23 protein-coding genes are annotated in these 26,459 nt (G+C 74.5%); 9 read left to right on the top strand and 14 right to left on the bottom strand.

The window, feature by feature from the left end; translation table 11 throughout:
* Window positions 1-132: 132 nt before the first annotated feature.
* A complete protein-coding gene (locus tag ACPCK6_RS13295; protein WP_423481253.1) occupies window positions 133-1,134 on the bottom strand; it encodes a glycoside hydrolase family 11 protein in 1,002 nt (333 codons plus the stop codon).
* Between the two features lie 524 nt (window positions 1,135-1,658).
* Between ACPCK6_RS13295 and ACPCK6_RS13290 the strand changes: the two genes are divergently transcribed.
* Window positions 1,659-3,242 (top strand): ricin-type beta-trefoil lectin domain protein, encoded by a 1,584-nt coding sequence (locus tag ACPCK6_RS13290; RefSeq protein WP_423481252.1) that lies wholly within the window; start codon window positions 1,659-1,661, stop codon window positions 3,240-3,242.
* 31 nt (window positions 3,243-3,273) lie between these two features.
* On the opposite strand, the gene ACPCK6_RS13285 is transcribed toward ACPCK6_RS13290, so the two are convergent.
* From ACPCK6_RS13285 to ACPCK6_RS13265, 5 genes are all read right to left on the bottom strand, one after another.
* The gene (locus tag ACPCK6_RS13285; protein WP_396882428.1) at window positions 3,274-3,753 is read right to left on the bottom strand and encodes a hypothetical protein; all 480 of its coding nucleotides are present in this window, start codon (window positions 3,751-3,753) and stop codon (window positions 3,274-3,276) included.
* A gap of 44 nt (window positions 3,754-3,797) precedes the next feature.
* Window positions 3,798-5,450: a class I adenylate-forming enzyme family protein gene (locus tag ACPCK6_RS13280; RefSeq protein ID WP_423481251.1), complete on the bottom strand. Its 1,653-nt coding sequence runs from the start codon at window positions 5,448-5,450 to the stop codon at window positions 3,798-3,800.
* Between the two features lie 116 nt (window positions 5,451-5,566).
* The gene (locus ACPCK6_RS13275) at window positions 5,567-6,331 is read right to left on the bottom strand and encodes an ABC transporter permease (RefSeq protein WP_318334458.1); all 765 of its coding nucleotides are present in this window, start codon (window positions 6,329-6,331) and stop codon (window positions 5,567-5,569) included.
* A 23-nt stretch (window positions 6,332-6,354) separates the two neighbouring features.
* Window positions 6,355-7,332 carry an efflux ABC transporter ATPase subunit, DrrA-related gene (locus tag ACPCK6_RS13270; RefSeq protein ID WP_423481250.1) on the bottom strand — a complete coding sequence of 326 codons (978 nt, stop codon included), beginning with the start codon at window positions 7,330-7,332 and terminating at the stop codon, window positions 6,355-6,357.
* Window positions 7,333-7,417: 85 nt separating this feature from the next.
* A complete protein-coding gene (locus ACPCK6_RS13265; protein WP_423481249.1) occupies window positions 7,418-8,578 on the bottom strand; it encodes a glycosyltransferase in 1,161 nt (386 codons plus the stop codon).
* Between the two features lie 71 nt (window positions 8,579-8,649).
* Between ACPCK6_RS13265 and ACPCK6_RS13260 the strand changes: the two genes are divergently transcribed.
* Window positions 8,650-9,588, top strand: coding sequence for a 3-oxoacyl-[acyl-carrier-protein] synthase III C-terminal domain-containing protein (locus ACPCK6_RS13260; RefSeq protein ID WP_396882424.1), 939 nt, complete (start codon window positions 8,650-8,652; stop codon window positions 9,586-9,588).
* A gap of 20 nt (window positions 9,589-9,608) precedes the next feature.
* Window positions 9,609-10,562, top strand: coding sequence for a 2-hydroxy-acid oxidase (locus ACPCK6_RS13255; protein ID WP_423481248.1), 954 nt, complete (start codon window positions 9,609-9,611; stop codon window positions 10,560-10,562).
* On the opposite strand, the gene ACPCK6_RS13250 is transcribed toward ACPCK6_RS13255, so the two are convergent.
* The 6 genes from ACPCK6_RS13250 to ACPCK6_RS13225 form a co-directional block, all read right to left on the bottom strand.
* Window positions 10,467-11,492 (bottom strand): aminotransferase class I/II-fold pyridoxal phosphate-dependent enzyme, encoded by a 1,026-nt coding sequence (locus tag ACPCK6_RS13250; protein WP_396882422.1) that lies wholly within the window; start codon window positions 11,490-11,492, stop codon window positions 10,467-10,469. The genes ACPCK6_RS13255 and ACPCK6_RS13250 overlap by 96 nt on opposite strands.
* Window positions 11,492-12,766 carry an FAD-dependent oxidoreductase gene (locus ACPCK6_RS13245; RefSeq protein WP_423481247.1) on the bottom strand — a complete coding sequence of 425 codons (1,275 nt, stop codon included), beginning with the start codon at window positions 12,764-12,766 and terminating at the stop codon, window positions 11,492-11,494. The genes ACPCK6_RS13250 and ACPCK6_RS13245 overlap by 1 nt, the downstream gene beginning before the upstream one ends.
* Window positions 12,763-14,463, bottom strand: coding sequence for a prenyltransferase (locus tag ACPCK6_RS13240; protein WP_423481246.1), 1,701 nt, complete (start codon window positions 14,461-14,463; stop codon window positions 12,763-12,765). Before ACPCK6_RS13240 ends, ACPCK6_RS13245 begins: the two co-directional genes overlap by 4 nt.
* Window positions 14,460-15,497 (bottom strand): UbiA family prenyltransferase, encoded by a 1,038-nt coding sequence (locus ACPCK6_RS13235; RefSeq protein ID WP_423481245.1) that lies wholly within the window; start codon window positions 15,495-15,497, stop codon window positions 14,460-14,462. The genes ACPCK6_RS13240 and ACPCK6_RS13235 overlap by 4 nt, the downstream gene beginning before the upstream one ends.
* Window positions 15,494-16,513, bottom strand: a complete 1,020-nt coding sequence (locus ACPCK6_RS13230; RefSeq protein WP_396882418.1) for a polyprenyl synthetase family protein — start codon at window positions 16,511-16,513, stop codon at window positions 15,494-15,496. Before ACPCK6_RS13230 ends, ACPCK6_RS13235 begins: the two co-directional genes overlap by 4 nt.
* A gap of 251 nt (window positions 16,514-16,764) precedes the next feature.
* Window positions 16,765-17,790: a methyltransferase gene (locus ACPCK6_RS13225; RefSeq protein ID WP_423481244.1), complete on the bottom strand. Its 1,026-nt coding sequence runs from the start codon at window positions 17,788-17,790 to the stop codon at window positions 16,765-16,767.
* A gap of 161 nt (window positions 17,791-17,951) precedes the next feature.
* Here ACPCK6_RS13225 and ACPCK6_RS13220 point away from each other — a divergent pair, with 161 nt between their 5' ends.
* Complete coding sequence (locus ACPCK6_RS13220) at window positions 17,952-18,815, top strand: TauD/TfdA dioxygenase family protein (RefSeq protein WP_423481243.1); 864 nt, start codon at window positions 17,952-17,954, stop codon at window positions 18,813-18,815.
* 7 nt (window positions 18,816-18,822) lie between these two features.
* Here the strand turns inward: ACPCK6_RS13220 and ACPCK6_RS13215 are convergent, their stop codons facing one another.
* Window positions 18,823-20,034 (bottom strand): cytochrome P450, encoded by a 1,212-nt coding sequence (locus tag ACPCK6_RS13215; protein ID WP_423481242.1) that lies wholly within the window; start codon window positions 20,032-20,034, stop codon window positions 18,823-18,825.
* Window positions 20,035-20,191: 157 nt separating this feature from the next.
* On the opposite strand from ACPCK6_RS13215, the gene ACPCK6_RS13210 reads away from it, so the two are divergent.
* Window positions 20,192-21,355, top strand: a complete 1,164-nt coding sequence (locus ACPCK6_RS13210) for a nucleotide disphospho-sugar-binding domain-containing protein (protein ID WP_423481241.1) — start codon at window positions 20,192-20,194, stop codon at window positions 21,353-21,355.
* A gap of 10 nt (window positions 21,356-21,365) precedes the next feature.
* Window positions 21,366-22,568 (top strand): cytochrome P450, encoded by a 1,203-nt coding sequence (locus tag ACPCK6_RS13205; protein WP_423481240.1) that lies wholly within the window; start codon window positions 21,366-21,368, stop codon window positions 22,566-22,568.
* A 15-nt stretch (window positions 22,569-22,583) separates the two neighbouring features.
* Here the strand turns inward: ACPCK6_RS13205 and ACPCK6_RS13200 are convergent, their stop codons facing one another.
* Window positions 22,584-23,993: a condensation domain-containing protein gene (locus ACPCK6_RS13200; RefSeq protein ID WP_423481239.1), complete on the bottom strand. Its 1,410-nt coding sequence runs from the start codon at window positions 23,991-23,993 to the stop codon at window positions 22,584-22,586.
* Between the two features lie 65 nt (window positions 23,994-24,058).
* Here ACPCK6_RS13200 and ACPCK6_RS13195 point away from each other — a divergent pair, with 65 nt between their 5' ends.
* The 3 genes from ACPCK6_RS13195 to ACPCK6_RS13185 all read left to right on the top strand — a co-directional run bounded on the left by ACPCK6_RS13195 (window position 24,059) and on the right by ACPCK6_RS13185 (window position 26,433).
* Window positions 24,059-24,739, top strand: a complete 681-nt coding sequence (locus ACPCK6_RS13195) for a 4'-phosphopantetheinyl transferase family protein (protein ID WP_423481238.1) — start codon at window positions 24,059-24,061, stop codon at window positions 24,737-24,739.
* Window positions 24,740-24,813: 74 nt separating this feature from the next.
* Window positions 24,814-25,107, top strand: a complete 294-nt coding sequence (locus ACPCK6_RS13190; RefSeq protein WP_396882410.1) for a phosphopantetheine-binding protein — start codon at window positions 24,814-24,816, stop codon at window positions 25,105-25,107.
* A gap of 12 nt (window positions 25,108-25,119) precedes the next feature.
* Window positions 25,120-26,433 carry a glycosyltransferase family 2 protein gene (locus tag ACPCK6_RS13185; protein ID WP_423481237.1) on the top strand — a complete coding sequence of 438 codons (1,314 nt, stop codon included), beginning with the start codon at window positions 25,120-25,122 and terminating at the stop codon, window positions 26,431-26,433.
* The last annotated feature ends 26 nt before the right edge of the window (window positions 26,434-26,459 follow it).

Genomic DNA, 26,459 nt, shown 5'->3' with positions numbered 1-26,459 from the left:
GACGACCTTAGTCCGGTCTTTTGGAATCAATCAAGTTTTTACCCAGGTGTGTCGGCCGTCACATCATCGCCCTCCGGGCACACGAAACGGGGGTGCCGCGCCAGGCGCGGCACCCCCTCCCCGGAAAAGGGCTCAGGCGGCGGAACAGGTCGCCGTCGGGGTGTTGCTGTTGCCGTTCTTGTAGAGCGTGATGCCGAAGTTGTTGCCGTTGCCGTTCGGGCGCGCGGTGAGCGTGCCGCTGGTGCCGCTGATCGACGCGTTCCAGCTGTTCTGCAGGCTCTGCCCGCCCTGGGTCTGGATGCTGACCACCCAGTTGTTGGTGCCGCTGACCGAGAAGGTCACGTTGAACCGGTCGCCCCACTCCTCGGCGCGGCTGACGCTGACCGTGCAGCCACCGTTGTTCGGCGGCGGGGTGGTCGGGTTGCCACCGCCGGTCCCGCCGATCGTGATGTTGGAGTTTCCGCTGCTCTGGTAGCCCTCGGTGGCCAGGATCTGGTAGTCGTGCGAACCGAGGTTCATGCCGTAGCGCGACCAGGCGTCGAAGTGGTTGCCGGAGGTGATGGTGCCGCCCACGCGCTTCGACTGGCGGACGCTCCAGTACTGGTAGAACGTCCGGGTCCCCTCGATCGAGGGGGCGTTGACCCGCTGCGTGCGGTAGACGTCGTACGTGCCGCCGTCGGAGGACACCGAACCCATGTAGCCGCTGCCCGGCGGGCGCCAACTGCCCCAGCTGTCCACGATGTAGTACTCGACGAGAGGGTTGCGCGTCCAGCCGTAGAGCGTCAGGTACGCGTTGCCGGACGGGTTGAAGCTGCCGGAGTAGCTGACCGTGCGGCGGCCGCCCGGGTTCCAGCCCTTGCCGGCGACGAAGTTGTTGATGTTGCTCCACTGGGTGCTGTACTGACCACCGTTACCCATGGTCATGGAGACGTTGCCACTGTCCTTCCAGAAGGAATAGAAGTAGCCGTTGTTGGTGCCGGTGGAGTTCGACGTGACGGTGGTGTCGGCGTAGGCCGGACCTGACGCGACGGCCGTCGCCCCGGCGGCGATCAGCGCCACGGCACAGGCGCCGCCGAGGGCCATCCTGAGGCGTCCGCGCCTGCGGATGCCCGTACGGACGGGGGCGTCTTTCATGGACGGGTTTCCTCCCTGTGACGGCTGGCGGGCGGCCAGCTTCCGGTGGCGCGAGCCGCGGGTGCTCGCCCGCCCGCGGACGGCGGGACCGGGGCGACAGCCGCGCCACGGTGGTGGTCGGACATCGACGTCAATCGAGATACGCCGATGGCCACAGTATTGGAGCCCCGGTTCATCCTGTCAACAAGTTCCGGAAATGTTGTGGTAACCCCGGCGGCGGTTCTGAACGGGCCTTACTGCCGCCGGGAAGGGTCTCCGATCAGCGTCGACGGGCCGTCGAAGGGCGCTCGACCGCCACCGTAAAGGACAGGATCCCGAAACTTTTCGGTTCCGTTCCGGATCAACACCGTCCTCGCCGCTCGACCCATGCGGGCGGTCCGGGCCGGGCACCACCGTCCACATTTGACGGCTCGCCGGACGCTCGGTTCAATGACGGCCGGACCGGATCGGACCCGATTCCGGCCGGGTGAACCGAGGACGCCGCGCACCGGCAGGGCGTCCGTCATCACCGGAGGGACCGCCCTGTGACACCCGATGCCCCCGGCGCGCGCCAGCGGCCGCGCCGGATCCCGCGCGGCGTCGTCGCCGCCGGCGCCGCCGGGCTGGCGGCGCTGAGCCTGGCGGTCGCCGCCCTCAGCGGGAGCGTCGCCACCGCGCGCGACGACGAGCCGGCCGGCCGGGCCGTCTCCGCCGAGCACCTGGCCGCCATCCGGACCGCCGCCCGCTCCTGCCCCGCGCTGACCCCGGCGCGGCTGGCCGGGCAGTTGATGGCCGAGTCGGGTCTGGACGCGCGGGCCGAGCGCACCGCGTCCGGCGGCCGGGGCCTGGCCGGGCTGGACGACGAGCGGTGGCGGACCTGGGCGCCGTGGCCGGACGCGCAGCGCACCGACGGTGCCGCCAACATCCTCGCGCTCGCCCACCACATGTGCGACCTGGCCGGGCAGGTGCGCGCGTCTGCCGTCCCGGGCGACCCGTGGCGGTTGTCGCTCGCCGCGTTCCACACCGGGTTCGAGGAGGTACGCGCCGCCGAGGGGGTGCCGTCGGCGGCGGTCCCGTACGTCGACGAGGCCGGCCGGTACGCCGCCTACTACGGGCGGCAGGACGGCTTCGCCGAGACCGGGCCGGCCGGCGGCGAGGGCGAGCGCCGGCAGCCCAAGGCGGTCCCCGCCGCGTACGTCCGCCTCGTGGTCCGGGCCGGCTCGGTGTGCCCGCAGGTGCCGCCGGCCGCCGTCGCCGCGCAGCTGATGGCCTCCTCCGGTTTCGACCCGAACCTGCTCGGCGACGGTGGCCGCAAGGGCATCGCCCAGTTCCGGCCCGAGCTGTGGCGTGCGTACGGCCCGTCCGGCGCCTCGCCCTGGGATCCGCAGGCAGCGGTGCCGGCGGCGGGCGCCACGCTCTGCGCGCTGCGGCGGGAGCTGGCCGCGCTCGACGGCGACCCGGACCTGCTGGCGCTGGCGGCGTACCGCGACGGGACCGACGCCGTGCGCCACACCGGCGGCGACTTCGACGCCGGGACGCAGGCGTTCCTGCGCACGGTCCGGGAGTTCACCGACTTCTACGCCCTCGACGGCCGGCTGCGGGGCGCGCCGGCGACTTCCGGCACGCCGTCGCCCGGCACGCGGACGCCGAAGCCGCCGGCCTCGTCGGCCGCGCGCCCGTCCACGTCGGCGCCGGAAGCGGGCACGTCGAAGGAGCCGGCGAAGCCGCCCGCGCCGGTCCGCCCGGCCGGCGCCAAGCAACTCGTCGGCAAGGAGACCGGCCTGTGTGCCAGCGGCGGCAGCGGGGACGGCGTACGCGTCGTGCTGCGGGCCTGCCGGGAGGAGCGCTTCCAGTGGTGGACGTTCGCGTCCGACGGCAGCGTCCGGGTCGAGGGCGGCCTCTGCCTGGACGTGGCGTGGGGCGAGAAGCGCGACGGCGTGCCGGTGCAGACGGCGTGGTGCAGCGGCAACCCGGCGCAGAAGTGGGAGTGGATCGAGAGCCAGGGCCGGCGGTCGCTGTTCAACCGGGCCACCGACCGCTGCCTGGACGTCGACGGGCACGCCGCGGGCGCACCGCTGAACGCCTGGACCTGCGTGTTCAACGTGAAGCAGACCTGGTCGCTGCGCTAGCGGAGCGACCAGGCCCGCCGGCCGGGCCGGATCAGGGAGTCGAGCCGATGAGCAGCCCGAACGCCCCGCAGCAGGCCAGGCCGATCACCGGCAGCAGGACCAGCATGACGCTGTAGTTGGACCACAGGCCGAACCGGGTGACGTCGGTGCCGTAGCCGTCGTACACCCGGTTGCGCCACCCGCCGAAGCGGAACGCGAGGTGGTGCGCGGCCCCCGGCTGTACCGCGAGCGTCGTGGTGACGAGCGGGACGCCCATGAAGTCGGTGTACCGGACGTCGTGCGCACCGGCCGGCACCGCGACGTGCCAGGTCCCCTCGCCGGGGATGGCGACCACCTGGCGGTTGATCTTGAAGCGGCTGGTCACCGGCACCGGGATCAGGTACGGCCCGCGGTTCACCGAGACGACGAGCACCCCGCAGCCGGGCGGCGGGGTGATCGGGTGCGGGTAGGCGATCAGCGGGCTGACGCCGCCGGGCATCGGCGGGTACGGCTGCGAGGGGAGGTAGGACACGGCTGGATTCTGGCACGGTCGCGCCAGCCGTCGATGTCCCCCGGTCAGCCGGTGCGGGGCGCTCCGGCGTCGGCGAGCAGCCGCTGTCGCATGAGGAACTTGCGGACCTTTCCGGTCGGCCCGGTGACCACGTCGTCGTCGGGGACCGTCACCACCCGGCGCAGCGTCGCGGCCACCGACGGCCCCAGCGCGGCCCGGACCCGGTCGGTACGGTCGTGCGCCGGATCGGCGTCGGCGGCGAGCAGGAGCAGCACGTCGGTGACGGTCGTGCCGTCCTCCCCCGTCGCCGCGAGGACGGTGCAGTCGCGGACGTCCGGGCAGTGCCGGAGGATGCGCTCCTCGGACAGCGCGGTGTACAGCCAGGTGCCGCCGCCGAGGTCGACCGCGTCGCTGGCCCGGTCGACGTGGTGGTAGTCGCCGGCCTCGTCGCGGTACATCAGGTCGCCGGTCAGGTAGTAGCCGCCCAGCCGGGTGCGGTACGTGGTGACCGAGTCGTTCCAGTAGCCGAGCGCCAGGGTCGGCGACTTGAGGCCGACGTGCCCCACCTGCCCCGGCGGAACCTCCTCGCCGGTCTCCACGTCGAGCAGCGCGATCTCGGCGAACGGGTACGGCCTGCCGACGCAGCGGTCGTAGCGGTCGCTGCCGAGCCGGTGGGTGATCCGGAACGCGCCGTGCCCCATCTCGGTGGAGCCGAGCATGTCGACGAACTTGGAACCGGGGACGTCGACCATGCCGTCCCGGGTGTACGCGGGATGGCTGCCGACGGCGACGAGCCGGCGTACGTGCGCCTCGTGCGCGCAGTCGCCGGTGTTGAACCAGTTGCGCACCGAGCTGAGGTCGCGGGTGGTGAGGTCGACCCGGGCCAGCTCGGACCAGGTCACCGCGAAGCCGAACACGCCGGTGGGGCGCCACCGTTCGATCGCGGAAAGGATCGTCTCCGCGCTGTGCGCGAACGGGCCGCCCTGCGCGGACAGGCAGAGCAGCTGGTAGCCGTTGCAGAGCGCCTGGTTGAGCGTGATGATGCCGGCGGCGTGCGCGGCCGGCAGCGCGGACATCTCCCGAACCTCGCCGTACGGCCGGGACTCGGTGAGCCGGACCGCGCGGATCGCGGCGAACAGGCCGTGGTGCGAGTGGACGATCGCGGCGGGTACCCGGGTGGTGCCCGAGGAGTGGGTGATGACCACCGGCTCCTGCGGGTGGTGCCGGTGGTGCGGCGGCGCCTGCGCCGGGTCGCCGGTGCCGGTCTGCGCCGCGTCGCCGAGGATCGGCGCGCCGAGGTCGTGCTCGGCCAGGGCGGCGTGGTCGGCGTCGACCACCACCCCGGCCCCGCGCAGCCGCCTGACGAACTCGGCGGCCAGCGGGACCGGCATGTTGCCGTTCATCAGCGCCGGGATCGCGCCGAGCCAGGTCAGCGCCAGGAAGTTGAGGAACACGTCTGGTGCGGAGGTCACGTACACCGCGATCGGGTCGGCCCGGCGGACGCCGCGCGCCCGGAACCAGGCGGCCCGGGCCGCGACCCGGTCGGTGAGCGTCGCCAGCGACAGCGGCGTCCAGGCGGGAATGCCGTCGACGTCGGCGTCGAACGTCACCCGGTGCATGTCCATGTCGGCGCCGTGCTCGGCCAGCCGGAGCAGCACGTTGCCCGCGCCCAGCTCCATGTCGGCCGCCAGCGTCGCCCGGAAGTTGTCGGCACCCAACGAGTGGCCTCCTCAGCTGACACGCGTCGCGGCCGCGCCCCGTACCGGCCGCCGAGCGGGGACACGATCAGGCTAGAGCGCTCGCCACGCTGAGACAATGGTCGATGCACGCACGGTCAGGAGACCTCGCGGTTGAACAGGTGCGACGACCAGAACAGACTGGCGGCGGCCAGCCCGGACATGATGAGCGCGCCCTGCCACACCACGGTCTGGGTGATCTGGCCGGCGAACAGCGCGCGCATGCCGTCGGTGGCCCAGGCGAACGGGTTCCACACCGCGACCCGCTGGATCCACATCGGCGCCAGTACGAGCGGGATGAGCACGCCGGCGAGCAGCGACACCGGCTGGCCGACGGTGTTCACCAGCACGCCGAGGCTGTTCTCGTTGCGCACCAGCAGCGCGATGTCGTACGAGATCGACGTGCTGAGCAGCACCATCACCGACAGCAGCGCGTACGACACCAGCAGGTTCGCCAGGTGCACCCGCAGGCCGAACGGCAGCGCCACCAGCGTGACCACCACCGCCTGCACCACGTTGAGGCACACGTGCATCAGCGCCCGGCCCAGCAGCAGGCCGGTCCGGCTCACCGGCGTCACCCGGCACCTGTCGATGATGCCCGCGCGCAGCGCGCTGAGCAGCCCGTACCCGGCGAACAGGCCGCCGAACAGGCCCATCGCCACGAACAGGCCGGGTACGTAGATGCGGTACGCGTCGGCGTACGACGAGGCACCCCGGTCGACCATCACCACCTTGAGGAACGGCGCGAACAGGATCAGGTAGGTGATCGGCTGGGCCAGGCTGAACGCCACCATCACCGGGTTGCGCACCATCAGGCCGGCCTCCTGCTGGAAGATCAGCCAGGTGTCGCGGACGAGCTTCACGCCGTACTCCTCTCGGCGTCCGGTCACTCGGTGAGCGACCGGCCGGTCTTGGCCAGGAACACGTCGTCGAGGCTGGGGCGGCGGGCCTCGATCGCGCCGGGCTCGATGCCCCTGTCGTAGAGCGCCCGCATGACCTGCGGGATCGCGGTGGCGGCGCTGTCGACGTAGAGCCGCAGCGTGCCGTCGACCGGCTCGGCCGCGTGCACGTACGGCGCCTCGGCCAGCAGCTTCGTCGCGGCCGGCAGGTCGCCGCCGGTCGGGTCCGCGACGTCGGCGGTGGCGAAGTCGACGGCGACCACGTCGCCGGAGATCTCGCGTTTGAGCGCCGACGGGGTGCCCTCGGCCACGATCCGCCCGGCGTCGATGATCGAGACCCGGTCGCAGAGGCTGTCGGCCTCGTCCAGGTAGTGGGTGGTGAGGAAGATGGTCATGCCCTCCTCGCGCAGCCGACGTACCTCCTGCCACATCCGGACCCGGCTGGGCGGGTCGAGCCCGGCGGTGGGCTCGTCCAGGAACATGACCTGCGGCGAGTGGATGACGCCGAGCGCGACGTCGAGGCGGCGGCGCTGCCCGCCCGAGTACGTCTTGATCTTGCGGTCGGCGAAGTCGTCGAGCTGGAACGCGCGGATCGCGCCGACGGCCAGGTCCTGCGCCACCGACTTGGACAGCCCGTGCATGCGGGCCTGGAGCACCAGGTCGCGCCGGGCGGTCGAGTCGTCGTAGGTGCCGCTGGCCTGCGCCACGAAGCCGATCCGCCGCCGGACCTGCGCGGGCGCCCGCAGCAGGTCGACCCCGGCGATGGTGGCCGCTCCCCCGCTGGGCCGGATCAGCGTGGCGAGCATCCGCAGCGTGGTGGACTTCCCGGCGCCGTTCGGGCCGAGGAACCCGACGATCTCGCCGCGCCGTACCGCGAAGTCGACGCCGCGTACCGCGTCGACTGTGGTGGCGCCGCGCCCGCGTCCGACCCGGAAGGACTTGCGTAGGCCGGTGGCCTCGATCATCGAGCCTCCTCGTGCGGCACGACGCCGGCGCGGGTACGTCAGGTCAGGCTAGTTCCGCGCCGACCGTTGGACAACGGTCGATGCGTCAGGCGTCGGGAGCCGTCCGTGCCAACGCGGCGAGGTGCGCCGCCGCCGCGCGGGCGCCGCCGGCCGCCGCGAACGACTCACCGACCCGGCGCGCCCCGGCCCGGTACGCCGGCTCGTCGAGCACCGCGCTCAGCGCGGCGGTCAGCTCCGCCGGGGTCGCCGAGCCGAAGGAGACCGCCAGACCGGCTCCGGCCCGGCACACCTGACTCGCCACCGCCGGGTGGTCGTGCCGGATCGGCGCGACCACCACCGGCACGCCGTGGGCCAGCGCCTCGGAGACGGTGCCCAGCCCGCCGTGGGACACCAGCGCGTCCAGTCGCGGCATCAGCTCCAGCACCGGCACCCGCGGCGCGACCAGCACGTGCGGCGGCGGGTCGGGCACCAGGCCGGGCCCGGCGGTGAGGATCACCTGGACCCGGCCGGCGAGCGGCGCGGTCGCCGCCGTCATCCGCCGGAGGAAGTCGGCGGCGAGATGCTCGGCCATCGTGCCGACGGTGACCAGCACGTGCCGGCGGCCGGGATCCCACGCCTCCCAGGCGAACGCGGGCGCGTTCGGCCGCCGTCCCAGTGCCGGCCCGGTGAGCACGCAGCCCGGCGGCAGCGGCGCCGGGCCGGTCAGCGCCGTCGTGGTCAGCCCGATCACGAGGTACGGCGAGAAGCGCAGGTCGATCGTCTCGTCCACGGGTACGTCGGTCATCGCCCACACCCGCTGGACCTGGGCGCGTACCCAGTCGGTGAACTCGGGCATCTCCCCGGTGGGCGGCGTCAGCTCCAGCATGCCGACGCAGAACGTCGCCCAGGGCAGCCCGCGGCGGTGCGCGGCGAGCGCGCCGGCCAGCGCGTACTGGTCGGCCACCACCACGTCCGGCTCGTACCGCTCGACCGCCGCGTCGGCGGCGTCGCGGATGAAGCGGTTGGCGGGCAGCACGTGCCCCTGCCAGAGGCTGCGCACCGAGGCCGCCCCGGACGCGCCGTCCGGCCGGTAGTAGCGCTTGCCGGTCGGGAACAGCACGGCGTCCGGGCCGACCAGCGGGCGCAGGTCGCTGCGCGGCCCGACCCAGGCCACCTCGTGCCCGGCCGCCTCCAGTTGCTGGGCGATGGCGACCGGGGCGTGCAGATGGGACTCCACCGGCAGCACGACGAAAAGGAAGCGAGCCACGTCGATATGATCGCACGCGCGTTGACATCCACCGGCGTCACTGATCTGATCCGTGTCGTGACGGTACGCGTATGACGGCGATCGACGCCGTCTCGGTGTTCCTGCCGCAGCGCCGGGTGCCGGTCGAGAGCCTGGCCGCGCCGCTGGGCCTGACCGACATGCAGGTCCGCCTGTTCGGCCGCTTCCACGGCCTGACCGAGGTCCGCCGCGACCCCGGGCTGTCCCTGACCGACCTGCTGCTGCGCGCGGCGGGCGGCCTCACCGCGCTGCCCGCGCTGCGGCGGCGGGTGCGGTTCGTGGTGTACGGGCGGGCGTTCCCGGTGGTCACCCCCTACCCGGTCAACCCGCTGCACGAGGTGTGCCACACGCTCGGGCTGAGCCACGCGCTCGCGTTCACGCTCACCCAGCAGTCCTGCGCGAGCGCGCTCGCAGCGATCGACGTGGCCGGGCGGCTGCTCGCGTCCGAACCGGACACGCCGGACGGCCCGCCGATCGCGCTGGTGCTCACCGGGGAGAAGGCGTTCACCCGCGACGCCCAGTTCATCCCGGAGACGTCGGTGTTCAGCGAGGGCTCGTCGGCCTGCCTGCTCAGCGCCGGTGGCGGCCGGGACCGGCTGCTCGCGTACGCCTGCCACCAGCGGGGCGAGTTCGACGTGGCCGGCGGCGAGTCCCCGGCACGGTTCCAGCGGGCGTACCGGCCGGCGCTGGCCGAGGTGATCGGCCGCGCGCTGGACCGGGCCGGGACGGCGCTGTCCGAGCTGCGGCTGGTGCTGCCGCACAACGTGAACCTGATGACCTGGAAGCGGCTGTGCCGGCTGATCGGGCTGCCGCTGGACCGGGTGCTGCTGGACAACGTGACCGAGACCGGCCACGTGTTCTGCGCCGACGCGTTCGTCAACTACCGCACCGCCCGGCAGCGCGACCTGCTCCGGCCGGGTGACCGCTACCTGGTCGCGGCGGTCGGTGCCGGGGACGGCGCGACGTTCGCCGCCATGGTGTTCGAGCACTGACCGGCGTACGGGAGGGCGGCATGGACGACGGGCTGCGCCTGCTGCGGGCCGCACGCCGCACGGTCACCGGCCCGGCCGCGCTGCTCGCCGATCCCGTGCTGCGCGAGCGCAGCGCCGGCTACCTGACGGACCTGACCCGGCCGTACGGGCTGCGCGTGCCGGACGGCCTGTTCGACGCGCCGTCGGCGGCGCTGGGCCAGTCGTACGGGGAGATGGCCGCCGAACTGATCCCGGCGGTCGTGCCGCCGGACGAGCCGGTGGACCTGCTGGTGCTGGCGTTCGCCGTGCACGACATGCTGCCCGGGCGGGCCACCGCGGCGTACCTCAGTCACGTGTGCCCCGGTACGCCGATGTCGTTCGCGCTCTGCGACCAGGGTTCGGCGGCGACGTTCACCGGGCTGCGGATCGCCCGCGACTACGGGTGCCGCCGCGCCCTGCTGGTCACCGTCGAGCAGGCGGTCCTGCCGTACGACGCGGCGGTGCCCGTACCGGCCCGCCACCGGGCCGTGGCCATGCTCTACGGCACCGCGGCCGACGACAGCGCCCGGAGCGACGGGGCGCGGGTGACCGGGCTGCGCCAGCACGCCGACGTCGGCCCCGGCGACGTCGCGGCGTTCGCGGCGGGCGAGGTGTGCGAGCTGACGGCCGGGCGTACCGATGTCGCGGTCGTGCTCGGCGCCGATCTCGCGGCCGCGTGGCCCGGTCCCGGCGGCGGCGCGGTGACCACCGGTCCGGAGCGGCAGCCGTCCACCGGGGTCTGGTGGGCGCTGCTGGACCGTCTCGACGCGGACGCGGCGCGGCCCCGGCCGGTGGTGGTGGCCGACTACGAGCCCGGCCTGGGCTACCTGAGCGTGGCCGCGCTGGCGCCGGCGGGCCGGTCAGAGCCCGTCGGCGAGCGCGGCGCGGACGACCGCGCACAGCCGCTCGTTCGCCTCCGGAGCGCCGACGGTGATCCGGACCCCGGCGCCCGGTAGCGCCATCACCAGGATGCCCGCCTCCCGGGCCCGCTCGGCGAACGGCACGGCCCGCTCCCCCAGCGGCAGCCACACGAAGTTGGCCTCACTCGGCGCGACGGTGAGCCCGAGGCCGCGCAGCGCGCCGATCAGGCGGGTACGCGCCGCCACCAGGTCGGTGCACCGCCGGGTCAGCTCGACGCCCACCTCCGGTGTCAGGCTCGCCACCGCGGCCGCCTGGGCGAGCGCGGAGGGGAAGAACACCGCCCCGGTGAGCGCGGCGGCCCGGGTGAGCCGGGGCGGCACCACGGCGTACCCGACGCGCAGCGCGGCCAGCCCGTACGCCTTGGAGAACGTGCGCAGCACGCAGACGTTGCCGTACGCGCGGTACAGGTCCATCCCGTCCGGGGAGCGCGGGTCGGTGACGAACTCGCGGTACGCCTCGTCCACGATCACCGGCACGTCGGCCGGGACGCGGTCCAGGAACGCCTCGACGTCGTCACGGCGCAGCGCCGTACCGGTCGGGTTGTTGGGGTTGCACAGCAGCACGCACCGGGTCCGGTCGGTGACCGCGTCCGCCATGGCCGGCAGGTCGTGGTCGTACCCGCGCATCGGGACCGGCACCGCGCGGGCGCCGGCGTTGCCGATGATCAGCGGGTAGCCCTCGAACGACAGGGCCGGATGGACGACGTCCGGGCGCGGCCCGAGGGACTGCACGAGGTGCTGGCACAGCCCGGCCGAGCCGGGACCGACGAGGATCGCCTCGGGGCCCACACCGAGCCGCGCCGACAGCGCCGCCACCAGCGCCGACGACGTGCGGTCCGGATAACGCTGGAGCGTCGCGGCGGCGTCGGCGACCACCCGCCGGATCCCCGGCAGCGGCGGGTAGGGCGTCTCGTTCATGGACAGGTCGGCCGGGGGTTGCGTCCCGACGGCGGTGGCAGGCGTCATCATCGTTCACTCTCCGACGGGACCGGTGGGGACGGGGTGTGCGCGTGCCGGTCGGCCAGCAGCCCCAGTTGGTAGAGCCGGTCGACGGCGGACAGCGGCCGCACGTCGGTGCCGGAGAGGTTGCCGGCGGTGAGCCCGAGCAGCCGGGGGTTGGCGGCGGTGCGGCGCATCATCCGCGCGCCGAGAAGCTTCGGCAGCCCGGACACGGCGGTGATCATGCGGGAGGCGTTGTGGCTGACGGTGGCGACGTGGTCGAGCCGGGGCCGCCGGGCCGCCTCGAAGGCCCGCAGTGCCCGGTCCACGGCGGCCGGTTCCGGCGCGCCGCCCTCGGCCGCCAGGCAGGCGGCGAGCGTCTCGGCGTCCCCGAGGGAGCTGTTGACGCCCTGCGCGGCCATCGGGTGCACCGCGTGGGCGGCCTCCCCGGCGAGCGCGAGCCCCGGTACGGCCAGTCGCGCGCTGCGCAGCCGGTAGACCGCGAGCAGTTGGCGCCGGTGCAGGCTCGCGCGCAGGGCCGGGGCCAGCGGGCGGATCGCCGGCACGTCGGCGAGCAGCCGTTCGCACCAGGCGTCCAGGTCCACGCGACCCCGGAACTCGTCCGGTGTGACCTGCGCGTAGAGGCGGCACCGCCCGCCCGGCAACGGGTAGACCAGGCAGAGCCCCCGGGCGGTGCGGTAGGCGGACACCTCGTCGGCCACCTCGGCGCCGTCCACGTCGAAGGCGACCAGGCCGTGCGGGTACTCCCGGCGTTCCACGCCGATCCCGGCGACGCGGCGCAGCGGCGACGACATGCCGTCGGCCGCGACCACCAGCGGCGCCGCGACGTCCCGCTCGGTGCCGTCCGCGACGACCCGGACGCCGTCGATCCGCCCGCCGCTGTCACGCCGGACGCCTGTCACCCGCACGCCCCACCGGACCTCCACCGAGGCGGGGAGCCGGCCGGCCAGCACCGCGCGCAGGTCGCCGTAGTCGGCGCAGAGGATCTGCCGGTACGCCCCGGGCAGGCCGGCGTAGTCCAGGCAGAGCAACGGCTCGCCGTCCGCGTCGCGGATGGCCAGCCGCCCGACCGGGCGTGCACCGGTGGCCCGCAGGGCGTCCAGCGCGCCCCAGGAGTCGAGGATGCGGACCGTCTCGGGCTGGAGGATCTCGCCCTTGGCGATCGACGCCGGAGCGCGCTGCCGGTCGAGCACGAGCACCCGCAGGCCGAGCGCGCCGAGCGCGTGGGCGCAGGCCAGCCCGCCGGCGCCGGCGCCGGCCACCACCACGTCGGCGGTCATCGGGCCACCGCGCCCGGTGCGGCGCCGGATCGTGCGGCGGCGGCCCGGCGGTACTCGCCGAGCGTCCGCAGCGCGAGCGCCTGGGTGATCACCGCGTTCGGGTAGCGCATGTGGTGGCGGATGTAGTTGCAGACCCGGGCGGCGGGCCAGGCGCCGTCCGGTCCGGCGGCGGCCACCAGCCAGGCGACGCCCCGGTCCACCGCCCCGGCGGCGTCCGGGTCGCCGGTGGCGAGCAGGCCCTGCACCGCCCAGGACGTCTCCTCGACGGTGCCGCCGCTGCCGTCGCCCGGGCCCCACGAGCCGTCGGGCAGCTGGGTGCCGCGCAGCCACCGGGCCGCGCGACGTACCACCTCGTGCCGGGCGTGCCCGACCCGGGACAGCGCGGCGACCACCACCGCGGTGCCGGAGGTGTGGTCGCGGTACCAGAGGTTCTCGAACGTGCCGTCGGGCGCGGCCCGGGTCAGCAGCCAGGCCGCGGCGCGGGCGATCGCCGGGTGGTCGTCCGGGTGCCCGGCGTCGTGCAGCGCGAGGATCGCCTGGCTGGTGATGGCCGGACAGGGTCCGTCGTTGGCGAGCCGGGTGTCGCGGACCCACAGGCTCCACGAGCCGCGGCTGTCCTGGCGGCCGGCGAGCCACGCCAGGCCCTGGCGCAGCACCGGGTCGGTGCCGGCGCCGGGGAGTCCGGCGAGCGCGGAGAGGATCTCGGCGGACTCCAGCGTGACCGGCCAGCCCCGGGCGTTCGAGTAGCTCCACCCGCCCGGCGGCACGTCCAGCACCTCGAACGCCTCCGTCTTGCGGGCGGCGTGGAGGAACTCCCGGGTGGCGTGCAGCCGGGGGTCGTCGGCGTAGCCGGCCGTGATCAGCCCGGTCGCCGCATACCCGGTGCGGGTAAGGTCGAGGTTGGTGACCGCGTCCCAGGACCCGTCGGGGCGGACCGCGCGGCGCAGCCAGCCGACGACGGCGCGGGCGATGTCGGGTGCCTCGCCGCTGCGGGCCAGGCCGAGCAGGACGAGCGCGGCCGGCCACGGGTCCTCGCTGAGCGCGCCGGTGCGGCCCTCGTGGTCGTGGATGGACCGCAGCAGCCGGACCGCCGCCGGACGGGCGCGGCGCAGCGTGGCCCGGCGCAGCCGGCCGGCGGGCAGCATGTCTGCCTGCATCAGGGCGAGCCCGACGAACGGCGCGGTACGGAACGACAGGCGCTGCCGGCGTACCCGGTCGAACAGGACGATCTCCAGCGGCAGCCGGCGCAGCGGGCCGGCCTCGGCGGTCATCCCGGCCATCGTGAGCAGTTGCCGGCACAGCAACGAGATCGCCGGATCGGTGATCGTGTCCACGCCGCCGAGCGCGGCCAGCCGGGCGCGGCCCGCCGCAATCGCGTCGGCGCTGTCCGCCGGTGCGCTCAGCGCCAGCGCGGCGACCGCCACGGCGGTGGGTACGACGGCGGTGCCGGCGCCCACGACGCCACCCCAGCCGCCGTCGTCGTGCTGCGCGCGACGCAGCCAGGCGGTCCCGGCGTCGACCAGGTCGGCACAGCCGGACGGGTCGGCGGCGTGCAGCGCGGCGACAGTGCCCGCGGTGCCGAGCACCGAGGCGGGTGGGTCGTCACCGAAGGCGCCGTCGGGGCGGCGGCGGCGGAACAGCGCCTCGGCACCGTCGGTGAGGGCCCTCCCGACGGCCTCGGCGGTCACAGCGGTCATGGCGCGTCCTCCAGCGGCAGTCGACTGCGGGTGGCGAGGGTCAGGCCCGCCACCGGCGGGCCGAGTTCGTGCCGGACGCGCATGCCGCGCTGCGCCAGCCAGGTCAGCAGCACCATCGGCAGCGCGAGCGCGAGCTGCACGGCGACGCCGAGGCCGAGGCCGACCGCCGCCGAGGCCAGGACGACCCGCTCGACGACGAGGACCGAGTGGGCGCGCAGCGCCACCCGGACGGGCATCCCGTCGCGGCGCGCCACCAGCGGGGCCAGCGCGACGACGCCGGTGGCCAGGACGACGAGCACCGTCGCCAGGTACGCCATCCGCGTGCCCGTGCCGGCCAGCAGCCCGGCGGTCACCGCGGCGCCGATCGTGACGGAGTAGAGCGCCACCACGGTCCGTACGGCCACCGGCACGCCGCGCCCCACCGGTAGCGTGCGGTAGCCGCCGGCGCGGTCGCCGTCGATGTCGCGCAGCGCGCCGACCAGGTTGGACATGGCGTCGTGCGACCAGAACGCGACGACGAGCGCGAGCAGCACCGGCATCGCCCAGTCCCGGTCCGGCGCGATCCCGGCGGCGAGCGCGCCGTAGCCGAGCGCGACCGCGCCGAGCGCGCCGCGGACCAGGTTGCCGGCGATCCCCCGGGCCTTGAACCATCTGCTGTACGCGACGATGCCGCACCCGGCCAGCAGCGCCGCCAGCGTGGTGCCCCATCCGTCCAGCACGGCGAGGACGCCGAGCGCAGCGAAGCAGGCGCTACCGCACCACAGCGCCGTGCCCGCGCGCAGCCGGCTGGACGGGATCGGCCGGTGCGGTTTGCTGCCGGCGTCGAGGTCCCGGTCGAAGTAGTCGCCGAGGTAGTGGCCGCCCAGCCAGCCGGCGGTGGGCGCGGCCCAGGCCGACAGCAGCAGCCACGGGTCGTGGCGGCCACCGGCCACTGCGGCGCCGGCGAGGCCGACCAGTCCGACGTACCAGAGGGTGTAGGGCCGCCAGGTCTCCACGTGGGCCCGCAGTGCTCGCACGGCGCCGGCCGTGCTCACGCCATCTCGCTCGTCATCCAGGCCGCGATGCCGGTGAGCACGTCCGCGCTCGCGGACGGGGTGAGCACTGCGAGTTCGGCGCGGGCCCGCTCGGCGTGCTCCACCATCCGCCGCCGGGCACCGGCGACCGCGCCCACGTCGTCGAGCAGGGCGGTGACCCACTCGACGTCGCCGGGACCGGCGCCGCGGCGGTGCAGCACCGCCAGCAGCTCCACCCGTGCGGCGTCACCGATCGCGTCGTACGCCAGCAGCAACGGCAGCGTGGGGCGGCCGTTGTTGAGGTCGCTCGTCGCGGGTTTGCCGGTCTGCTCCGGGGTGGACAGGTAGGACAGCAGGTCGTCGCGGATCTGGAACGCGGTGCCGAGGTGCTCGCCGTAGCGGGCCAGCGCGGCGGACACCAGCGGGTCGGCGCCGCCGAGCAGCGCGCCGATGTGGCACACGGCGCGGAACAGCGCGCCGGTCTTGAGCCGGATCATCTCCGGGTACCAGCGGGCGCCCGCGTCCAGGTCGCCGACGAGCCGCTCCTCCAGCGCCTGGCCCCGGCACAGGTCCTGGCCGGCCTCGGCGAGCGCGGTGACGGCGGCGACGACGGAGGCCGCGGGGACCGCCCGGCCGCCCTCCACGATCGCCTGGAAGGCGTGGAAGATGAGGTGGTCGCCGGCCACGATGGCGCCGGGGATGCCGTACGCGACAGGGACCGCCGGGCGGCCGCGGCGCAGCGTGTCGGCGTCGATGATGTCGTCGTGCACGAGCGTCGCGACGTGCAGGTACTCGGTGCCGAGCGCGGCGGCGAGGACGTCCCGTGGCGATCCGCCCACGGCCTCGGCGGCGTGCAGCGTCATCATCGGGCGGAGCATCTTTCCCGCCGGCAGCAGCGCGTAGCGGACGACCGCGTCGAGCCGGTCGGGCGTCTCCGGCCACCGCCGGCCGAGTTCGGCGCGCAGCAGCCGCCCCGATTCGCTACGGGCCAGGTCGTCGATGAAGGGCGGATATCGCGTGGAGCCAGCAACCGTCATGACGCGTCGACCCTTTCGCCAGGGATCGGCTAGTCGCCACGCGAGACGTTACCGGTAGGCCCTCCCCGGAACAACCATTGATAAATACGCATGGACATGGGTGGCCACAAATGTCGCGACAGCATTCTTCAGCACATTGCCCGAAGCACCGAGAAATCCACCGTTCGGCCCACGGCCGCCATCTCGATGCATATACGTCAATGTTCGGGCGCACGGGACGGCACCGGACAGGTGCGACCACCGCGCCCGGGTCAGGCGCCGGCGGCGAACTCCATGAGCGTCAGCCCGTCGGTGCCGTGGTAGGTGCGCCGGGGCGCCAGACCCGCGGCGGCGGCCAGCGCGGCGAACTCCGGCACCCCGCGCTCCCGGCCGCCGACGAGCACCAGCATCCGCAGGTCGTACGGCGACAGGTGCGGCACGTGCGGCATCGTCGGCAGCACCTCGATGACGAGCACCCGGCCGGTGGTCCCGGCCGCCTCGGCGCAGCGCCGCAGGATCGCGGTGGCGTGGGCGTCGCTCCAGTCGGTGAGCGCGCGGGAGACCACGTACACGTCGGCGCCGGGCGGCAGCGGGGCGAAGAAGTCCCCGACCACGGTCTCGGCCCGGCCGGCCAGCCCGCACGCGGCGAACGTCGCGGCGGCGGTGGCCACCGGCTCGTCGCGGTCGACGAGCGTGCCGCGCAGGTGCGGATGGGTGCCCAGCACCTCCCGCAGCAGCCCGCCCGCGCCCCCGGCCACGTCGACCACGTGGCCCGCCTCGTGCCAGGGGTAGAGCGCGGCGACCTCCGGCGCGGTGAACCGCTGCTGGCTGAGCATCAGCGCGTCGAAGTAGGCCCGGTGGTCCGGGTGGGCGTCGAGGTCGGCCCAGAAGTCGCGCCCGTGCACCTCCCGGTAGCCGGGCCCGCCGGTGCGGATCGCGTGCGGCAGGCCCGTCCAGGCCAGGTCCATCCGCGCGCCGAGGCCGGCGAGGTCCAGGTAGGCGCCGTGGCCGCCGCCGTCTCGGTCGCAGAGCAGCTCGCCGACGTCGGTCAGGCCGAAGACGTCCGGCGACACCTCGACGAACACGCCCCGGTGCACGAGGTAGCGCAGCAGGCGGCCCAGTGCGGCGGCGTCCGCGCCGCAGGCGTCGGCCAGCTCACCCAGACCGGTGACGCCCGCGGCGATCCGGTCCGGCACGCGCAGCGTCACCGCCGTACGGACCGCGAACGGGGTGGCCAGGTCGGTGAGCCGGTCGAGCCGCTCCTCCGCGTCACCCTCGATCGGGGCATCGATCGACACCGGCGCCTCCTCCCGCGTCGCGGGCCGGCACCGCCGCCCCCGCCGGTGCGCATGCTTCCAGGCGTACGGCGGGTGAGTCAACGACGACGGCTGGTGAGGACATTCATGGACGTGGAACAATTCGCGGACCAGCCGAGGCGCGCAGACCGGAGGGATCATCGATGACCACATCCATCGCGGCCGAGGTCCGGCTCGTCTCCGGCGCGCTGGGCGCCGAGGTCCACGGCGTCGACCTGAACACGCTCACCGACGAGGGCTTCGCGCTGATCCACGACCTGCTGCTCAAGCACCAGGTGGTCTTCCTCGCCGGCCAGACCGGGCTGACGCCGCAGGCGCACGTCGCGTTCGGCCGCCGCTTCGGCGAGGTGGAGCTGCACCCGTACCTGCCCCGGCTGGACGGGCACCCGGAGATCGTCGTGATCGACTCCGCCGACGGCGGCAAGGTCGACGTCTGGCACACCGACATGACGTTCCACCAGAGCCCGCCGATCGCCTCGATCCTGCACCTGATCCAGTTGCCCGAGGTCGGCGGCGACACCATGTGGACCAACCAGTGCCGGGTCTACGAGGCGCTCTCCGCGCCGATGCGGGATCTGCTCGACGGGCTGACCGCCATCCACGTCATCCGGATCGGCACCGAGTTCACCAGCCGGGCCGAACACCCGGTGGTCCGGGTGCATCCGGAGACCGGGCGCCGCTCGCTGTACGTCAACCGGTTGTTCACGTCGCACATCCCGCAGCTGACCCGCAACGAGAGCGACGCGCTGCTGGAACACCTGTTCACCTTCTCCGAGAGTCCCCAGTTCACCTGCCGTTACCGGTGGCGGGCCGGGGACGTCGCGGTGTGGGACAACCGGGTCACCCAGCACTACGCCGTGAACGACTACGACGGGCTGCGGCGCGGGCAGCGGATCACCGTGCTCGGCGACCACCCGACCGGCGACGAGCCCCGGTGGGAGCACTACGTCCCGGCACCGGGCGAGCGCTACTGGCCGGGCCGGGTCAACGCGGTGGAGAGCTACTGACCGCCGGTCACCAGGTGACCGGGAAGGAGGCGATGCCGCCGTTCATCCGGTCGTGCCGCCAGGGGATCTCCGCCAGTGGCACGGCCGGCGCGAGCGCCGGCATCCGGGTCAGCAGCGCCCCGAGCGACAGCTCCACCTGCATCCGGCCCAGCGCCGTGCCGAGGCAGAAGTGCGGCCCGAAGCCGAACGTCAGATGCGGTACGCCGGGCCGGCGGTCGATGTCGAAGACGTTCGGCTCGGGGAAGAACCGGGGGTCGCGGTTGCCGGCCCACGGGATCGCCATCACGCAGTCACCGGCCCGCATCCCGACCCCGCCGAGGACCAGGTCCGCACGGACCACCTGCACCCGGAACATGGCGCTCACCGACGTGTAGCGCAGGATCTCGTCGGTGGCCGCGGCGAGCTTGCCCGGCGCGGCGCGCAGCTTCGCCAGTTGCTCCGGGTGCTGGAACAACGCGCGCAGGCCCGCGCTCGTCGAGTTGATCTCCAGCCCGCCGAGCAGCACCCCCATGGCCAGCTCGACCAGTTCGGCGTCGACCAGCTCGTGCGCGCCGCCGCCGCGGACCCACGCGGAGAGCAGGTCGTCGCCGGGCTCGGCCCGCTTGCGCGCCAGCTGCCCGGCCAGGTAGTCCCGCAGCTCGGCCTGCGCGGTCGCGGCGGAGGCCGAGCCGTACGCGGTGACCGAGTTCAGCCCCTCGATCCAGGCGTAGAAGCGGGGCCGGTCGGCGGCCGGGACGCCGAGCACGTCGCACACCACGAGCACCGGCAGCGGCGCCACCAGTCCGGCCACCACGTCGGCCGGGCGCGGGCCGGCGAGCATGGCGTCGACCAGCTCGTCCACCAGCCGCTGCACCCGGGGCCGGAACGTCCCGATGCGCCGGGCGGTGAACGCGCGGCCGGCCACCCGCCGCACCACGGCGTGCGCCGGACCGTCCATGTTCAGCTCGCGGGGTCCGCCGCCGTCCGGTGTCGCCGTCGCGCCCAGCGGCAACCGGGAGAAGCGAGGGTCGGCCAGGACGGTGCAGCAGTCCTCGTAGCCCAGCACGAGCCAGGCCGCCCGCCCGTCGGGCAGCCGCACCCGGCTGACCGGCTCGGCGACGACCATCTCCAGCAGCTCGGCGGGAAGGTCACCGGTGAACGGTTCGAACGGATAGGAACGCAGCCCGGAATTGACTGTCACCGGGCCACCGGGCGGCTGATCGTGGTCCATCTCGGACATCGGCTAAGAGTCCAGCATCGGTTAGTCCGGCGTCAATATCCGCCGTGTACGTTCGCGGCCTTCCGCGTACCGGCGTCGATCCCCTAGCATCGGTTCTCCAGGGCTGCCGTTTCGCCGCGCGGATTGGTGGGATTTGACTGCACCGCTGCGATTTCTGATGTCGACGTGGGGCTGGCGGTCGCATTTCTACAGCCTGGTCCCGCTCGGCTGGGCGTTGCAGGCCGCCGGTCACGAGGTACGGGTGGCGAGTCACCCGTCGATGGCCGCCACGATCAGCGCGGCCGGGCTGGCGGCCGTACCGCTGGGCGCGGACGTCGACTTCGCCGAGGCGTTCGCCGGCCGGATCGGCGCGGTGGCCCCGCTCGCCGGTTCCGCGCCCGCCGGCGCCGTCGAGCCGGCGATCACCGCCGACGGCGGGGTGGTCCGGTTCGCCGACGCCGTCCTCGACGACCTGGTCTCCTACGGCCGGTCCTGGCGGCCGGACCTGGTCCTCTGGGAGCCGTTCAACCTGGCCGCGCCGGTGGCCGCCGCCGCGCTGGGCGTGCCGGGCGTGCTGAACCTGTGGGGTCCGGACTCCTCGACCACGCTGCGCCTGGACCCGGATGAGGTGGTCGGGCCGCTGGCCGCCCGGTTCGGGCTGCGCGCCGCCGACGTGCCGCTGGACGGCGTCCTGACGCTCGACCCGGTGCCGCCGCCGATGCAGGTGCCGATGCGGCGCCCCGGCCGTCCGGTGCGGTTCGTGCCGTACAACGGCCCGGCCGTGGTGCCGGACTGGCTGCGCCGCCCGGCGGAGCGGCCCCGGGTGTGCGTCACGGCGGGCACGATGATGGCCGGCGCCGGGCTGCACGACCGGCTCGACCTGGGCGGGGTGATCCGCGCGGTGGCCGGGCTCGACGTGGAGGTCGTCGTGGTGGTCGAACCGCGCCAGCACGAGGGGCTGGGCCCGCTGCCGGCCCGGGTCCGGCTGGTCGACGGGCCGCTGGCGGTACGCCTGGTGCTGCCCACCTGCGCCGCGCTCGTGCAGCAGGGCGGGGCCGGCACCACCATGACCGCGCTCGCCTACGGCGTGCCACAGCTCGTCCTGCCCCAGGTCAGCGACCAGCACTTCAACGCGGAACGGCTGGCCGCCACCGGCGCCGGCACCTGGCTGGCGGGTGAGCAGGCCACCGCCGACGCGGTCCGGGGCCTCGTCGGCGAGCTGGTCGGCGACGGCCCCCGGCGGCGGGCCGCGGCGCTGATGCGTGACCGGGTCCATGCCATGCCCTCCCCCGCCGACCTGGTGCCGACGCTCGCCGCCCTGGCCCGGGGCGGCCCGATCTGAGGAGTCGCAGATGACGCAGGAACCGCCGGCCATCCCCTACCCGCTCGCGCCGGCTCCGACGATCTACCACCCGTCGCCGGACTACACCCGGATGCGCGAGTCGTGCCCGGTGGCCCGGGTCGAGCTGCCCGACGGCGCGTGCGCGTACCTGGCCACCCGGCACGCCGACGTGCGCCGGGTCTTCACCGACCAGCGGTTCAGCCGGGCCGCCGCGGCCGGCCCGAACCGCCCGACCCGGGAACTCGGCTCGCTCGCCGAGGACTCGCTGATCGGGATGGACCCGCCGCGGCACACCACGATGCGCCGGGCCGTCTCGCACGCGTTCACCGTCCGCCGGGTGGAGGAGCTGCGCCCCCGGGTGGCGGCGCTCGTCGACCGCATGATCGACGACCTGGAGGCGGCCGGCCCGCCGGCCGACCTGATCACGCACGTCTCCGGTCCCCTGCCGATCTCCGTGATCAGCACGCTGTTCGGCATTCCGGAGCAGGACCGCGAGCGGGTACGCCGGTGGTCGGACGCGCTCGTCGGCGACTGGGACGCCGACCCGGACGCGCCACGGGCGGCGCTGCAGGCGTTCCGCGAGCTGATCGATCTGCGGCGGCGCGAGCCCGGCGACGACCTGATGAGCGCGCTCATCGCGGTCTGGGACGACCACGACGACCTGACCGAACGGGAGCTGGTGTCGGTCACCGCCGGGATCTTCGTGGGCGGGCACGAGACCACCACCAACCAGCTCAACCTGTTCCTGCTGGTGCTGGCCCGCCATCCCGAGCAGCTGGCCGGGCTGCGCGGCGACGATCCGGTGGCGGTGGCCCGGGCGGTCGAGGAGCTGTCCCGCTTCATCCAGCTCGGCGACAACGGGGTGCTGCTGCCCCGGGTCACGACCGAGGAGGTGGAGCTGGGCGGCGTACGCCTGCCGGCCGGCGCCGCGGTGCTGCCGGCGATCGCGTCGGCCAACCGGGACGCCACGGTGTTCCCGGGCGCGGACACGCTCGACCTGACCCGCGTGCACAATCCGCACCTGGCGTTCGGCGCCGGCCCGCACCACTGCCTGGGCGCGGCGCTGGCCCGGATGGAGTTGCAGGAGGCCCTGGGCGCGCTGCTGCGGCGACTACCAGGGCTGCGGCTCGCCGTCGACGAGGCGGAGCTGCGGTTCCGGCCGGGGCTGGTGGTGCGCAGCCTGGAGTCGCTGCCGGTGACCTGGGACGCGTGACCGGAGGGTGGCCGGTCAGCCGCCCGCCGATCCGGGGACGACCCGGGTCGGCGCGGCGGGGTCGAGCGCCGCCTCCACCGCCACCTCCTCCACGCCGCGCAGCAGCCGTTCCGCCTGCTCCTCGGTGAAGCAGCCGAAGTCGAAGATGACCTGGAGGTGGACCGTCTCCGGCTGGTCCTCGACGGTGATGAAGACCTGCTCGGGCAGGTGGTCCAGCGGGCCGTCCCAGACCAGGAACGTCTCGTCGGCCCGGCGGCGGATCCGCTCGGCGGTCACCGGGTCGTCGTGCAGCCCGCCGTCGGCCGCCTGCCGGGTGGTCACCCGCCGGTCGTTGATCCGGCAGCTGATCCGGGCCGGGTACCCGCGTTCGGCGTCCAGCCGGTCCGAGACCTCGGCGAGCTGCACCGGGTCGTAGTAGGCGTACTTCCCGGCGGAGACCGCGGCCCGGCGGGCGCGGGCCACCACCTCGTCCACAGTGGTACCGGCGGTGTCCACGCGGAGCACGCCGTTCTGGCTGAGCGGGGCGATGGCCTCGGCGAAGCCCGGCCGGAACCGGTTGCCGACGATGAGCTTGGCGGTGAGCGGGCTGACGCCGGTGGCCCGGCCGATCGCGATCGCGATGACCGCGAGCAGCACGCGCGAGGTGTCCGTGCGGGTCCGCGCCGCGATGGCCCGCACCGCCAGGTACGCCGCGGGCGAGCTGAACCGGCCGTGCCAGTACCGGTGGCCCCGGCGCCCGCCGGCCGCCGGCTCGCCGAACGTCAGCGGCGGGACGTCCCGCAGGTGTTCGGCCCAGTGGCGTACGGCCCGGTCGCTGAGCCGGCGCAGCGGCGGCGTCTCCTCCCGCCGGCCCAGGTCGAGGATCTGCACGGTACGCGGGTCGGCGACCCGGCGGACCGGCCGGCCGGCCAGGCCGAGATCGGCCAGGATGAGGGACGTGGCGGTGCCGTCCACCACGAGATGGTCGATCGTCAGCACCCGGTGCACCAGCGCGCCGCGGTGCCGGATCACCGCCATCCTCACCGACCAGTCCCGGTAGAGGTCGTAGTGGCTCAGCAGGCGGGCGTGACCCAGGTCGTAGGCGAACGCGGCCACGTCGGCCGGGTCCGCGTCGTCGGGTACGTCCAGCACGTCCAGGACCGTCTCGCCGCTCGCCGACACGACCTGGCACGGGCCGCCGCCGTCGCCCGCGCCGAGCCGCATCCGCAGCGCCGGGTGCCGGGCCATCAGCGCGGCGAACTCGGCCGCCACCTGCTCGATCGTGACACCCGCCGGCATCGGGTGGGCGCCGCTGACGTTGTGCGTCCAGCCGGTCTCCCGCATGTCCTGCATGATGGCCTTCTGCCCCCAGGTCAGGGGCGCGGTGCCGGCGCCCGGCCCGGCGAACGCCACGGGAACCTGGGCCTGGACCGTCTGCGCGAACACCCGCTCATCAGAGCAACGCGCATCGGTGTGTGTCAACGTGACGGCGCACGGTTACGCTGCCGTCCATGCGGGACGCCGTCCGGGTCTGGATCGTCCCGGTGGCGGTGCCGGCGGACGAGCTGGCCCGGTACCGGGCGGTGCTCGACGCGGACGAGCGGGACCGGGCCACGCGGCTCGGCACCGGGGCGCTGCGGGACCGGTTCACCGTGGCGCACGGCGCGCTGCGCGTCCTGGCCGGGCGGGCCACCGGCGCGCCACCGGCGGCGCTGACCTGGCGCCGGGGCCGGTACGGCAAACCGGCGCTGACCGGCCCGTGGCGCGGCCTGCACACGAGCCTGTCCTACTCCGGCGATCTGGTGGCGGTCGCGCTCAGCGAGGGCCGCCCGGTCGGGGTGGACATCCAGCACGTCGCGCCGGGCGGTGATCCGGTGTCGGCGTCCGCGCGCTTCTTCGACCCGCGGGAGGCCCGGCACGTCGCCGCCGGACCGGATCCGGCCGGCCGGGCGCTGCGGTTCACCCGGCTGTGGGCGCGCAAGGAGGCGGCGGTCAAGGCGGCCGGGGGCCGGCTGTGGCCCAACCTCGCCGTGCCGGTGCACCGGCTCGACGTGGTCGAGTGCGTCGACCCGGCCGGCCCGCACCGGCTCGCTGACCTGCCCACACCCGCCGGGTACGCGGTGGCGGTCGCGCTCGCCGGCGACCGGCCGTACGCCGTCGAGTGCCACACCACCCTCGGTCACGATCGGTGACGATCGCCGTACCCGTTGACACCTGCCGATGTCCCCTGCTCTGATGACTCCATGCCGACGCGCATGATCGACTCGTGGGACGCCCGGTGCTAGAACACGACGCCCCGGCCGACGCGCCGCCCCGTGCCCAGGTCGTCGACCGCCTGACCGTCCTGCTGACCCGCATGCTCCGGCCGGACGCGCCGGTCACCGAGCAGACCCAGCTGATGGACGACCTCGGCCTCAGCTCCTCGCTCGGCCTGGAGCTGCTGCTGTCGCTGGAGGACGAGCTGGAGATCCAGATCGACGTCGAGGAACTCGACGAGGATCGGATGGCCACGCTCGGCGACCTGGCCGACTACATCACCGCCAACTCCACCCCGCGCTGAGCAGGCCGAGACGTGAACCGGCCCGGCCTGAGCGTGGTGGTGCCCGCGCACGAGAACGGCTCCGCGCTCGACGCGACGCTGCGGTCGCTGACCCGGCAGACGCTGCCGCCCGGCGACTTCGAGGTGATCGTCGGTGACGACGGCTCGGCCGTGGCGCTGGGCCCGGTGGTGGACGCCTACCGGGACCGCCTGCGGATCGACTACGTCCGCAGCGAGCGGAACCGGGGCCGCAGCGCCAACCGCAACGCGGCGGCGGCCCGGGCGCGCGCGGACACGCTGATGTTCCTGGACGCCGACACGGTGGCCCACCCCGGGCTGCTGGAGCGGCACCGCGACTTCCACGCCGGTCGCGCCGGGCGGCCCGGGGTGCTGCTCGGGCAGCGGTACGACCTGGACTGGGCCGGCGCGGACGCGCTGCGCCGGGGCGATCCGATCGCCCCGGCGATGCTCGACGCCGAACGCGGCGACCCGCGGCTGGAGGACATCGCCCTCCCGCAGCGGACGGACGACTTCCCGAGCGCGCCCTGGGTGCTGGGCCTGACCCACAACGCGTCGGTGGACCACGAGTCGTTCCGGCGGGTCGGCGGGTTCGACGAGGCGATGGTCAAGTGGGGCTTCGAGGACCTCGACTTCTTCTACCGGGTGTTCCACCTGCACGGCGCGCCGCCGGAGCTGTTCCGGCTGGACGTCGACGCGCTCTCGTACCACCTGCCGCACTTCCGCAAGACGTCGAACGGGCTCGCCTCGATGGACAACATGAAGTACCTGCTGCGCAAGCACCTGCGCTACGACGTCGAGGTGCTGTACGGGCTCAACACGTTCGGCCGGCACCTGGGCCGGATCCGGCTCTACGGCCAGGCCATCGAGGCGTACCGGACCGGTGGGCTGGGCCGGCCGGACGTGCTGCCCGCGTCGCTGCGCGAGGAGCTGGCGGCGAGCGCGGCGCTGGTCGTCGGCAACGGCGTGTCCACGCTGGATCTGGGCGCCGGGTCGCACACATTCGACCACGACGCGCCGGTCGGCGAGACGAACTCCCACCTGCTCGGCACCGTGCTCCAGCAGTTCAAGGCCGGCGCGCTGGACCTGATCGTCAACGTCGACATGTGGCGGTGCCTGCTCCCCGAAGACCTGCCCGCGTTCCTCACCCGGGGGCTGCTCAAGGCCGACCGGATCGAGCTGGTCGCCACCCGTACCGGACCGGACCAGCGCGCCCTGCTGCCGGTGCCGCTGGTCGCCGACCTCGACTACGTGGCCGAGATGCTGCGCCCGCACTTCACCGTGGCCGTCGCCGCGTCCGGTGCCGCCACGGTGATCACGCTCCGCTGAGATCCCGGCCGGGCGGGCCGGCCGGC

Origin of the sequence: Micromonospora sp. AB353 (assembly GCF_049538395.1) — a bacterium.
In the GTDB taxonomy this organism is placed as follows: Bacteria; Actinomycetota; Actinomycetes; order Mycobacteriales; family Micromonosporaceae; genus Micromonospora; species Micromonospora aurantiaca.
Note: the sequence above shows the minus strand (reverse complement) of the source record. Positions and strands in the feature narration are given on the sequence as shown.

Bases quoted from the DNA above. Each gene is read 5' to 3' on its own strand.
- ACPCK6_RS13295 (WP_423481253.1), bottom strand. From the start codon at position 1,134: ATGAAAGACGCCCCCGTCCGTACGGGCATCCGCAGGCGCGGACGCCTC.
- ACPCK6_RS13270 (WP_423481250.1), bottom strand. From the start codon at position 7,332: ATGATCGAGGCCACCGGCCTACGCAAGTCCTTCCGGGTCGGACGCGGG.
- ACPCK6_RS13260 (WP_396882424.1), top strand. From the start codon at position 8,650: ATGACGGCGATCGACGCCGTCTCGGTGTTCCTGCCGCAGCGCCGGGTG.
- ACPCK6_RS13255 (WP_423481248.1), top strand. From the start codon at position 9,609: ATGGACGACGGGCTGCGCCTGCTGCGGGCCGCACGCCGCACGGTCACC.
- ACPCK6_RS13250 (WP_396882422.1), bottom strand. From the start codon at position 11,492: ATGACGCCTGCCACCGCCGTCGGGACGCAACCCCCGGCCGACCTGTCC.
- ACPCK6_RS13245 (WP_423481247.1), bottom strand. From the start codon at position 12,766: ATGACCGCCGACGTGGTGGTGGCCGGCGCCGGCGCCGGCGGGCTGGCC.
- ACPCK6_RS13240 (WP_423481246.1), bottom strand. From the start codon at position 14,463: ATGACCGCTGTGACCGCCGAGGCCGTCGGGAGGGCCCTCACCGACGGT.
- ACPCK6_RS13230 (WP_396882418.1), bottom strand. From the start codon at position 16,513: ATGACGGTTGCTGGCTCCACGCGATATCCGCCCTTCATCGACGACCTG.
- ACPCK6_RS13220 (WP_423481243.1), top strand. From the start codon at position 17,952: ATGACCACATCCATCGCGGCCGAGGTCCGGCTCGTCTCCGGCGCGCTG.
- ACPCK6_RS13215 (WP_423481242.1), bottom strand. From the start codon at position 20,034: ATGTCCGAGATGGACCACGATCAGCCGCCCGGTGGCCCGGTGACAGTC.
- ACPCK6_RS13210 (WP_423481241.1), top strand. From the start codon at position 20,192: ATGTCGACGTGGGGCTGGCGGTCGCATTTCTACAGCCTGGTCCCGCTC.
- ACPCK6_RS13205 (WP_423481240.1), top strand. From the start codon at position 21,366: ATGACGCAGGAACCGCCGGCCATCCCCTACCCGCTCGCGCCGGCTCCG.
- ACPCK6_RS13195 (WP_423481238.1), top strand. From the start codon at position 24,059: ATGCGGGACGCCGTCCGGGTCTGGATCGTCCCGGTGGCGGTGCCGGCG.